Below are 365 nucleotides of genomic sequence, written 5' to 3' on the forward strand. Positions count from 1 at the left end.
ACGCTGGCACTGGTGGAGGCTGAACCGGGCAGTATTGCCATGGCCCGTGCCGGGATTGAGCAGGCCATCAGCAGCGGTGAACTGGTGCCACTTGATAAGGAAAAGGGGCTTTTCACCTCCTCCATTCATCTGCTCGATGAGCTGAGTGTGCAGCAGCTGGCGCAGCAGGCGATGCGTGAAAACCGGGTAATGGTGACCATGCGACCTGAAATGCCCCTGCAGGGCGCGGCTGCGGTTCTGGCAGACACACTGCCTGCGGTGGCCATTATCAGCACCGGGCGGGGAATAGCGACACAGCGGGAGCAGATACAGGCTGTTGTGGCGATGGCAGAAGGTCAGGGACGCCAGGTGCAGGTGATGGCACC

Annotated in this window: 1 protein-coding gene; it reads left to right on the forward strand. The window is 61.4% G+C overall.

Going from position 1 to position 365, the window contains the following annotated elements:
* A partial coding sequence (locus BEA93_RS24780) for a hypothetical protein (protein ID WP_201797562.1) occupies nt 1-365 on the forward strand: 365 nt, incomplete at both ends.

It is taken from the genome of Escherichia sp. MOD1-EC5950 (assembly GCF_002965345.1).
GTDB classification, from domain to species: Bacteria; Pseudomonadota; Gammaproteobacteria; order Enterobacterales; family Enterobacteriaceae; genus Escherichia; species Escherichia marmotae.